Annotated in this window: 6 protein-coding genes and 1 pseudogene; 5 read left to right on the top strand and 2 right to left on the bottom strand. The window is 51.5% G+C overall.

Annotated elements, in window-relative coordinates; translation table 11 throughout:
- The 5 genes and pseudogenes from IQ256_RS10040 to IQ256_RS10020 all read left to right on the top strand — a co-directional run.
- Positions 1 to 215: pseudogene (locus IQ256_RS10040) on the top strand (IS5/IS1182 family transposase); the annotation flags it as partial.
- Positions 216 to 224: 9 nt separating this feature from the next.
- Positions 225 to 920, top strand: coding sequence for a HEAT repeat domain-containing protein (locus IQ256_RS10035; protein ID WP_193855409.1), 696 nt, complete (start codon positions 225 to 227; stop codon positions 918 to 920).
- A 347-nt stretch (positions 921 to 1,267) separates the two neighbouring features.
- Positions 1,268 to 4,642: an alkaline phosphatase gene (locus IQ256_RS10030; protein ID WP_193855408.1), complete on the top strand. Its 3,375-nt coding sequence runs from the start codon at positions 1,268 to 1,270 to the stop codon at positions 4,640 to 4,642.
- Between the two features lie 173 nt (positions 4,643 to 4,815).
- Complete coding sequence (locus IQ256_RS10025; RefSeq protein ID WP_228024735.1) at positions 4,816 to 5,391, top strand: molybdenum cofactor biosynthesis protein MoaE; 576 nt, start codon at positions 4,816 to 4,818, stop codon at positions 5,389 to 5,391.
- A gap of 164 nt (positions 5,392 to 5,555) precedes the next feature.
- A complete protein-coding gene (locus tag IQ256_RS10020) occupies positions 5,556 to 6,164 on the top strand; it encodes a hypothetical protein (RefSeq protein WP_193855407.1) in 609 nt (202 codons plus the stop codon).
- Between the two features lie 72 nt (positions 6,165 to 6,236).
- Here IQ256_RS10020 and IQ256_RS10015 read toward each other — a convergent pair whose 3' ends face one another.
- Both IQ256_RS10015 and IQ256_RS10010 read right to left on the bottom strand, forming a co-directional pair.
- Positions 6,237 to 7,706, bottom strand: a complete 1,470-nt coding sequence (locus IQ256_RS10015; RefSeq protein WP_193855406.1) for an ATP-binding protein — start codon at positions 7,704 to 7,706, stop codon at positions 6,237 to 6,239.
- A gap of 111 nt (positions 7,707 to 7,817) precedes the next feature.
- Positions 7,818 to 9,296 (bottom strand): mechanosensitive ion channel family protein, encoded by a 1,479-nt coding sequence (locus IQ256_RS10010; protein ID WP_193855405.1) that lies wholly within the window; start codon positions 9,294 to 9,296, stop codon positions 7,818 to 7,820.
- Positions 9,297 to 9,298: the final 2 nt, after the last annotated feature.

The following is a 9,298-nucleotide window of genomic DNA, read 5'->3' as shown; positions in this document are numbered from 1 at the left end:
TATCGCCGAAGCCATCGAAAGCAGAAAAAGCGGCGGCGGGGAAAAGCGGCTTTGTGCCTGTTGCCACCAGGTGGGTGATTGAGCGTTCTAATGCCTGGATGGAACGCTGTAAGAGCTTGACCAAGAACTTCGAGAGAACGCTGGTACATGCCAAGGCTCAAATGGACTTCTGCTTCGTTAGGTTAATGCTCAAGCGGCTCGCTGCCAACGCTTAGAGATCTCAAATGGGTTCTATAAGCGATGTCGTTGATGGATACGACTTACTCAACAATTCAGACTATTTGAGCGCGCGCGAAGATACTGGATGGAGATTCATTCCATTGTTGGGAGGAAGCACTCATGAGATGTATGGCCAAGTCGTTGATATAGATGACAAAGAGACGACATTTATCTCTTTGTTGTTTGAAGAAGATGGCACCCTTGAGTTTTATTGCAATAGCATTGAAAGCATGCTAGATACTTGGGCAGATGCGTATGAATTAGGGGCATATCAATCCATTGATGAAATAGAGGTAGAAGGGCACACAATTCCCTTATTAGAAGAAGACTCAGACATGGTTGCCTCGATTATAAGAAAAAACAACCCTGGAGTAGCAGAAAAGGCAATTGAAGACATAAGCCTGTTGAAGACGTTCTCTGAAGTTATGCATCGAGATACACGCACGAAAATTATAATGACATTGAGGTTATTGCAGCGTTATAAGCCTCCTGCTGCTGCTGACATCATCATTCAGTCACTAAAGAAGAATGAGAACCTATTTTTATATGAAAATCAGCAGCTTCTTTTATTTATTGCAGAAACTCTAGGTGAGCTATCTGAAAGAAAAGCTATAGGTAGCTTAAAGACTATTCTAAGAAAAACTAGCTATGAGAAAGTGAAGAGACAAGCAGAATACTCGTTGACTAAGCTCATTGATTGAGCTAATAGAGTGGAGCATTCTGTTCATTCCCAGATAAAGCAGACGCCTACAGCCGCTCTATAGTAAAGGATTCTGAACGTTCGGTCGGGCTAGTGCTTCTTGCTAAGCAGGCGGATTAAGCTTGGCTCTCTTGATGTCTTACAGCCTCTCATCAGGAGAGGGCTTTCCGAGCGGCGCTTTGTCGCATACGTTGCTATCAATAGCTAGCACATAGGAATCTTGATGTCCTCTTAGTGCTTTGTTAAAGTGCTGTCTGTGTTTTCTTAAATTTGTGTTGGAAATATGGAGGGGCAGGAGAACAACTGCGATCGCCTCCGCTTTTCCCCCACACATTTCACTGAAATCACATGTCCAACCACGTTATTTTCATTCACCCAGATGGCACTAGCCCCGCCCACTTCGGCATGGCGCGATTTGTTAAAGCAGGCCCCGACGGTCGGCTCAACTGGGATCAGTTAGACGAAGCGGCTGTCTATCTAGGCCACATGGAAGACCAGCTTACGGGCACGTCTAATGGGGGCGCGGTCACTCACGCAACAGGTGTGAAGGTCTACGCCGAATCGTTCGGGTTTGAGGTGGTTCGTGACGAAGACGGTAATCCAGTCATCGATGAAGCCACGGGCCGAGCGGTTGAAGAAGAGCTAATCGCGCTGTCCGGCACCAACCAGACCATCATGCAAGAGGCCGTTGCCGCCGGGAAAGCGACCGCGCTGATCAACTCTGGAGTGATTGCAGAGCCAGGGACGGCTGCGTTTGCTGCCGAAGTTGGACAGGCAGATGTACCCGCAGATGCAGAAGGATTCTCGGCGTTCCCGCGCGGTCAGTTCGCAGACATCACTCGTCAAGTGGTTGAATCTGGTATCGATGTGATCTTGGGCGGCGGCCTGGTGAACTATCTGCCAGTAGGCACCGAACCGCCTGCAGGTGCGGTTTATGCCAGCTCGGCTCAGCAGCTAGACGCGATTTCTACAGGGTCGAACATTCGCCCGGACACCAACCTAATTGAGCTAGCCGAAAGTCTAGGCTACACCGTGGTCTACACGAAAGCAGAGTTAGACGCGGTGGCCAGCGACCTAAGCGTGACGAAAGTGCTGGGCATCTTCGCGAACGAGGATACTTTCAATGACACTATTCGCACGCTAGGTGGGGGCCGTACGCCAGATGGAGGGCTCCCCGGCTTCGATGAGAACCTAGTTAATACAGATACTCCGCCCTATGTTCCCTCTGCGCCAACGGTGGGCGAGATGCTCGCGGCAGGGCAGGTCGTCTTAGAGCGCAGCCCTAAGTTTGCAGAAGGATCTTTGGTGGTGCTCGAAGAAGAAGGCACTGACAACTTTGGCAATATCAACAGCGCTTCTGGCATGCTAGAGGGATTGCTACGAACCGATGAGGCAGTTGGCGTAGCGCTAGATTTTTATGAGCGCCATCCTAATACGCTAATCATCACGGCTGCTGACAGCGATGCGGGCGGCTTGCAAACCGATGATACGGGCGAAACAGCGGGAACGACTTCGACTAACCCAACCGGTATCGACTCGCCCGATTTTCCCACTTTTCAAAACCCTAACGACGGCCAGCAGGGCGTGGGCACAGCGGCGTTTGTCGCTCAGCCTTCAGAGAGTGGTAATGTCTACAACTTCGATGTGGCCTGGGCTGGGCGACCTGACTTTGCCGGGGCGATTGTCACCAAAGCGCATGGCCTGAATGCCGATCGGCTGCCACAAACAGTGGACAATACCGATATCTATCGGGCTATGTACGAGACTTTGTTTGAGGTAGAACTGCCCGATCGCCCTGTCCCGGAGTTCGTTCCGGCCCCGGCGGCGACTGAGGACACTGGCAACGTCATCTTTATTCACCCAGATGGCACTAGCCCTTCGATGTATGGGTTTGCTCGCTTTGAAAGCGTTGGCCCAGATGGACGGTTGAACTACGATTTGATGTCTGATTCAGGGGTGTATCTAGGCCACATGCGCGATCAGCTAGTGGGCACTTCTAATGCGGGTGCGGTCACCCATGCGACTGGCGTTAAGGCACAGTCAGGTTCTTTTGGGCTAGATGAATTTGGCGATCCGGTGGTTTCTCGCTCGGGTAAGCGCGGCGTGACGATTCTAGAAGAGGCGATCGCAGCCGGCAAGTCCACGGCAGTAATCAACTCTGGCTTTATCGCCGAACCTGGCACAGGCGCGTTCCTTGCAGAAGTCGAAAGTCGTGGTAACGTTACCAGCATTACCGAACAGATTATAGACTCAGGCGTCAACGTCATTTTAGGCGGCGGCGAAATTCACTATTTGCCCGTGGGCACCATGGGCCGCTTTGGGGAAGAAGGCGTTCGCGAAGACGGTCGCAACCTGATCGCAGAAGCAGAAGCCGCTGGCTTTACCGTTGTTTTTGATCTAGAAGAGCTACAAGATATTTCTGAAGGAACTGAGCAGCTGCTAGGGATCTTTGCCGCTGAGGACACCTACAACGACAACCCTGAAGAACTCAACCAGTCGCTAGGGCTAGATAACTACGGCCAGCTACTGCCCGACGGTACGCCAACTAACCAGCCGACAGTAGCCCAGATGCTAGAAGCGGCGCTGCCTATCCTATCGGCTGACCCAGACGGCTTTATGGTCGTGATGGAAGAAGAAGGCACCGACAACCTTGGCAACGACAACAACTCAGGTGGCGTTCTAGAAGCTACCCTGCGCGCTGATGCCGCTTTGGGCGTAGCGATGGACTTCATTCAGGCAGAAGATCCCAATACCCTGTTGATTACTGCTGCCGATAGCGAAGCGGGTGGCGTTCAAGTTTGGCAGCCCACGCCCTTTGGCCCAGCCTTGCCAGAAACCATTCCAGAAGGGGTGACGCTACCGACTAATCCCACCGACACAGAGACTTTTGAGAATCCAGCAGACGGCGCTGAGGGGAGAGTGCCGCCGCTGACTACTTTTGCTTCGCAGCCTAGTTTAGACGGTGAGATGGGCAACTTCGTTACCGCCTGGGCTGGCACCTCTGACTTTGCTGGCAGCGTGGTCGCCAAGACCTACGGTATGAACGCCGATTTGTTAAATCCAACGGTAGATAATACTGAGATTTATCAGATTATGTACCAGACCCTCTTTGGCGTTGATTCGCTGCCCGACTACCAGGATGGGACGAATGAAGCCGATCAGCTAGTAGGCGGCGACGACAGCGATGTGGTAGTCGGGTTTGGCGGCGACGACCTGATAGCGGGTGGACTCGGTGACGACATACTGTATGGCAGCGATGGCGACGACCGGATCAGGGGCGATGCCAACAGACGAAGTGCTCAAATAGGCGAGAGCGGCGGCGACGACATTCTCTACGGCGGTGATGGTAACGACATCATGGGCGGGAAGGGCGGCAATGATAGCCTGTTTGGCGAAATCGGCGACGATACGCTTTATGGCGATCGCGGCGACGACATCCTCTACGGCGGGCTCGGCAGCGATCGGCTCTTCGGCGATGACAAGCGCAGCAGCGGTGCGGATGTATTCGTGCTGGCAGCGGGCGAGGGCAGCGATCGCATCATGGACTTCGAAGTGGGTAAAGACACGATCGGTCTGGCAGGTACGCTCTCTTTCGGCCAGCTCAGTATCGTCCAGTCAGGTGCAAACGCCATGATTGAACTCGGAGAAGAGACACTGGCGATTGTTCGTAATACCAGCGCTGACTTGCTAACCGAATCCGCGTTTATGTCGATCGACCTATAGCCAAGGTCCAAGGCCACTTTCGTCAGCGGCCTGCTTCTACAGCGTTCGCCACTTTGTTCTCAACTTGTTCAAGCATTTGAGCCCACGACAACAGAGCAAAGTGGCAGCCGGTCTATTTGTAGCTATACTCACTGCTAAAGCTAAACTCCCTGATACGCTGGTAGAGCATTCTCTTGTCGCTTAAGCCAATGGGCATTCCACAGAAGCTTCGCACTGTCCAGCAAACGACACCTCAGCAAACTGCACCAGCTTCAAATCTGACGGGCGCGGATTCCTTTGCGGGGTCTACTCGTCAGATTCAATCTAATCCTAACGATCATTTTGCGATCGCATTCGCCCCACTCGATCTAGCTCAGGCTTACGCGCTAGCAGACGATGGTGCTAACGGTGCGATCGCGCTTTTTAGCGGCATGGTTCGTAATCAAACCGATGGCCAGCCTGTCATCGCACTTGAATACCAAGCCTACGAACCGATGGCCGTCGAGGTGTTTAAACAGATTGCGGTTCAAATTCGTCAGCAGTGGCCCGACATTACCCGCGTTGTCATTCACCATCGCACTGGCAGGCTAACAGTTGGTGAGATTAGCGTCCTAGTTACTATCGGTAGCCCCCACCGCGCCGAAGCGTTTGCCGCCTGCCAATATGCGATCGATACGCTTAAGCACAACGCACCGATCTGGAAAAAAGAGCATTGGCAAGATGGATCTACGAGCTGGGTCAGCATTGCAGCTTGCGAAACCGACTCATGAGATCAGTCAGTGAAACTGAGGCGTGAGACTGTAAAGTGGAAAGCAATCTTAATTCCGTAGTTTAGGACACGTCTAACTCGTCCCTTGGCGTAGTACCGTTGAGCGTACTTAAGGACAGCAGGCCGTGAGGGATACCTACCGACTCAGCGGTGATTTTGGCAAGAATGGCTTTCCAGACCGATACGGAACTAAAAGCAGCGTATGCAGAGCGCCTGAAGCAAGCTGGTAAGGGCGTCTCGACTGACGTCCCTGTGGGCAATCACGGTAGCACAGTCGATATTCTGACCGAGTGTGAAGTCATCTTTTGCACAGCCAAGCTGGATAGAAAAAGCGCCCTGCTGATGAAGTCTAAGCTCGATTTTGTTAGCCGCTTTTCACCCGACTGGCAAAGGCTCGTTGTGGTTCAAAGCGTCGTTGAGCCTAGTGCGATTAGCCTACTCACCGAAGCCGACATTCAGCTCATCGAGCTTTCTAACGCGCCCGTTGAAGGCACCACGACAGAGCCTAAAGACCCTATAGTACCGGGAGAAGTTCCAGGAAAAGTAATAGAAGAGCAGCCGCAGCAAACGCCTTTTGGCCAGATTTTTGATCGGGAGAATTTGTACGCTTATCCTTCTCTAGATAGCGTTGAAGGTGGAGAGGGGTTTCGCGTAGCGCTGGTGGTAATCGGCATCGTTGTTTTAGTTGGAATCCTGGGTGCTGTTGTTTCTTCAGTGCGATCGCCAGAACAGCCGTCATCTGACTTACCTGCATTCTTAGCTAGCCGTCCTTAGGAAAACCCTCTAATCGTCTACGCGATCGCCGATGCGTGAGCGGTCTCTATCAAGTACCCATCAAGTAAAAACTTACTGAACCCAAAACGGCACATACTTCATTAGTTTGGGCGCGGCTGAGGCATCGTAAGGCTTGATAGCATCTGCCTCTATCGCTTCTTTTATCAAGCGCGAGGACGCTGCTCTATTTTTCTCTTCGATGCCAAATCGTTTACGGATAGTGGCGTTGGTCATGAATTCGCGGCTAGCATAGCGCAAGCAGCTATGAAGATAGCAGGCTCTAATCCGATCTTCCTTATCCATCTTTATCAGTGGACGCGGTGCAAGTAAGACAGATCGAGTGCTCTCTTCGACAACTTCAAAGATAGGGGGTGGTAGCTGATAGTACTCTGTTTGGAAAACGACTTTATCAATGCCAGTACCGCGCTCCTCACAAATTCTCATCCGTCGCATCAAGGATGCTAGTGACTCGTTTCGAGACTTCGGTGGACTATCAAGAAAGCGGTTGGTATCGATCAGAGGCTGACCTGGATTAGTAATTTCCATGCGGTCTTCGAAAATTTCTACCATCGGCCCCGAGCCAGTAATACTAAAGTCTTGGTGAATAAGCGTATTAGCCACCAGTTCACGGATAGCAATATCTGGATACATCGGTACCGTTCTACGGAAGACTTGCTCTATCACTTCGCTCGAAGGTAGCAAGCCACTGATATATAGAATCAAACCTTCAAATCCGCTGGCGTAGCCTCTAGCGTCTTCTTGCTCTCGGATGGTTTCGATTCGGCTGTTGCCCTTATACTGGATGACTCTGACGGCTTTACGACGTAAGGATGGGAATTTTGAGAGCTTCTTGGCAAACAAGATAGCGCCTACATTGGTGATATTCCATCTGCCAGAGTCGTCGTGGCGGATAATGTCATCGGCTTCTAGCGCTTCCAAGACGCCCGAACGAGTCTCGGGCAGCGGTTGCTGCATCAGATCGAAATAGGCAGGATAGTCGATCAGTTGAACCACCTGCTCTTCGCCTGCTCTGGCGATCGCAATATCGTTTTCAAAAGGCGTTTGGTCGAGCGATCGCCAAAGGGCTCTTTCCTTCTCTTGAAAAGCTTTCAGGTTCTTCTTGGCTGTACCGACGCGGATATAGGCTTGCCCTGAGAAGCGCACAGGATGGCGATTAGCAGCGGCGATTTCTAGTAAGACTACGGGCTGATCATCTACAGTGACTTCAAAAAACTGAAAGTTGATTTTTGGCTCCAGCAGCCTCAGCAGCCAGCTTTCTAGCTCTTCGTTGCCTTTCTTGGTAGTACTAGGAACGAATCGAGTACCTACGACCCGATGGTTTTCATCTTGAATTCTCCATATCAGGTAGGCTCTCGGCCTGTTTGCTAGGGCAGCTGCATTGGCCAGCGCCGAGATATATTCACCGATTTCTTGCGGATTGTCGTTATTGACTTTGAACTCTATCCACTCAGTTTCTTTGGGTCGCTTACACAGTTCTCGAACCAGGTTGATTAGGCGCTGATCGTGGATGTTGAAAATCATGCTGCCCCATTGGCTATCAGCTCATCGAGATTATCTTTCGTCACAACTTTTTTGAATAATGCCTACCCTCATTATCTTAAGAAGATAGTAAAAGCGGTTAGGCATTGCTAGTCAACCGATGGAAGATAATAACGTACCGTTCCGGTGAACGGTTGGCTGAGCTGCTTGGAGTTTGCTCTGGCGAGCATCGATAACTGCGCCAAGCTGCTGAGCAAACAATGGCGTTTGACTCAGCATTTTTTGGACGGCCTCGACTTCTAAGATTAAAACTTCTAAGTCCTCGCTAGCTGTGACGGTCATCGGCGTCGGCTCGTTAGCTAGGACAGCCGAATAGCCAAAGAAGTCACCTCGGGTTAGTGCAGCGATGGTGTGTTTTTTGCCTTTGGCGTCTTGGAAGAAGGCGATCGCACTGCCGGCCAGCACAAAATGCAGCTTCACCCCCTGCTGATCTTGCACAATCGGCGATTCTCCTGCGCCAAAATGACAGAAGCTCGCCTGGGCCGCCATATCTTCTAAGACAGCATCTTCTACCATGGCCAAACTCGGCAAAGACTTCATGTAGCTAGCCAACCGTCGCAGCATCTCGCCATCAGTCACCTTCGGCGCGTGGTGATGGTATACATCGCGAATCGGAAACGGAATCGATAAGCCGTTTCGCTTAGCCGCATACCAAATCCGGGTGACAAACTCGTCTCTAATGGTTGGCACCAGCGCATAGTCTGCTAGAAACAGCCGAACCCGATAGGTAATCGAGAAATCATCATAGGAAAGCGTATGCACAATCGGCGCTGGGGTGTCTAGTACGCCGTCTGTGCCCAATGCCGTTTCTATCATTACTCGCTTTACCTTATTGGGCGGATCGTCGTACGAAAAGCCAATATCAACCGGCTCGATATGACGAGTCTGGGGCCCTTTATAGTTACGAATCACCGCCTGAGAAAGGATAGAGTTGGGCACCACTAGCATCTCTAGCTCTCTATTGACGATATGTACAGAGCGCCAGTTGACTTCGACGACCTTGCCTCTATTGCCGTCTATTTCTAGCCAGTCCCCCACCTGAAAAGGCCGCTCAAACAGCAGCGCCATGCCAGAAATTAGATTACCCAAGGTATCTTGCAGCGCAAAACCAATCACCACACCGCCCAAACCCAAGGCAGCGACCAGGCCACCCAAATCTTGATCAAACACTTCGCGTAGCACTAGAGCCGCGCCAATGGCGATCAAAAACACCCGGACTAAGTCGCGAAATAGCTTAGGTATTTCCGCCTGCCAAGAGTGCGGCTTCGCCCCGGTAAAGAGCAGCACATTAGCAAATGACAGTGCCACCGCAATCAAAGCCACCCACGCTAGCGTTTCAACAATCTTGATGACTACCCAATCGCCGCTAAGCTCTAAAACTCGCGTCAATAAGAAGAACAGCGCCGCCAGCGGAAATACAAAAGTCCGCAGCTCTCGCATCACCTTCACCATGGGATGATGGCGTTTATCCAACTGCAATATCAGCTCACCGACTAGCAGCATGAGTATGGGAAAGCCCAGCATCAGAACCAGACCCCACCGCAGCCAATCCTCTGCAAGCGATACATTCATAG

This window comes from cf. Phormidesmis sp. LEGE 11477 (assembly GCF_015207105.1).
Taxonomy (GTDB): Bacteria; Cyanobacteriota; Cyanobacteriia; order Phormidesmidales; family Phormidesmidaceae; genus Phormidesmis.
This window is presented reverse-complemented; position numbering and strand designations above follow the sequence as displayed.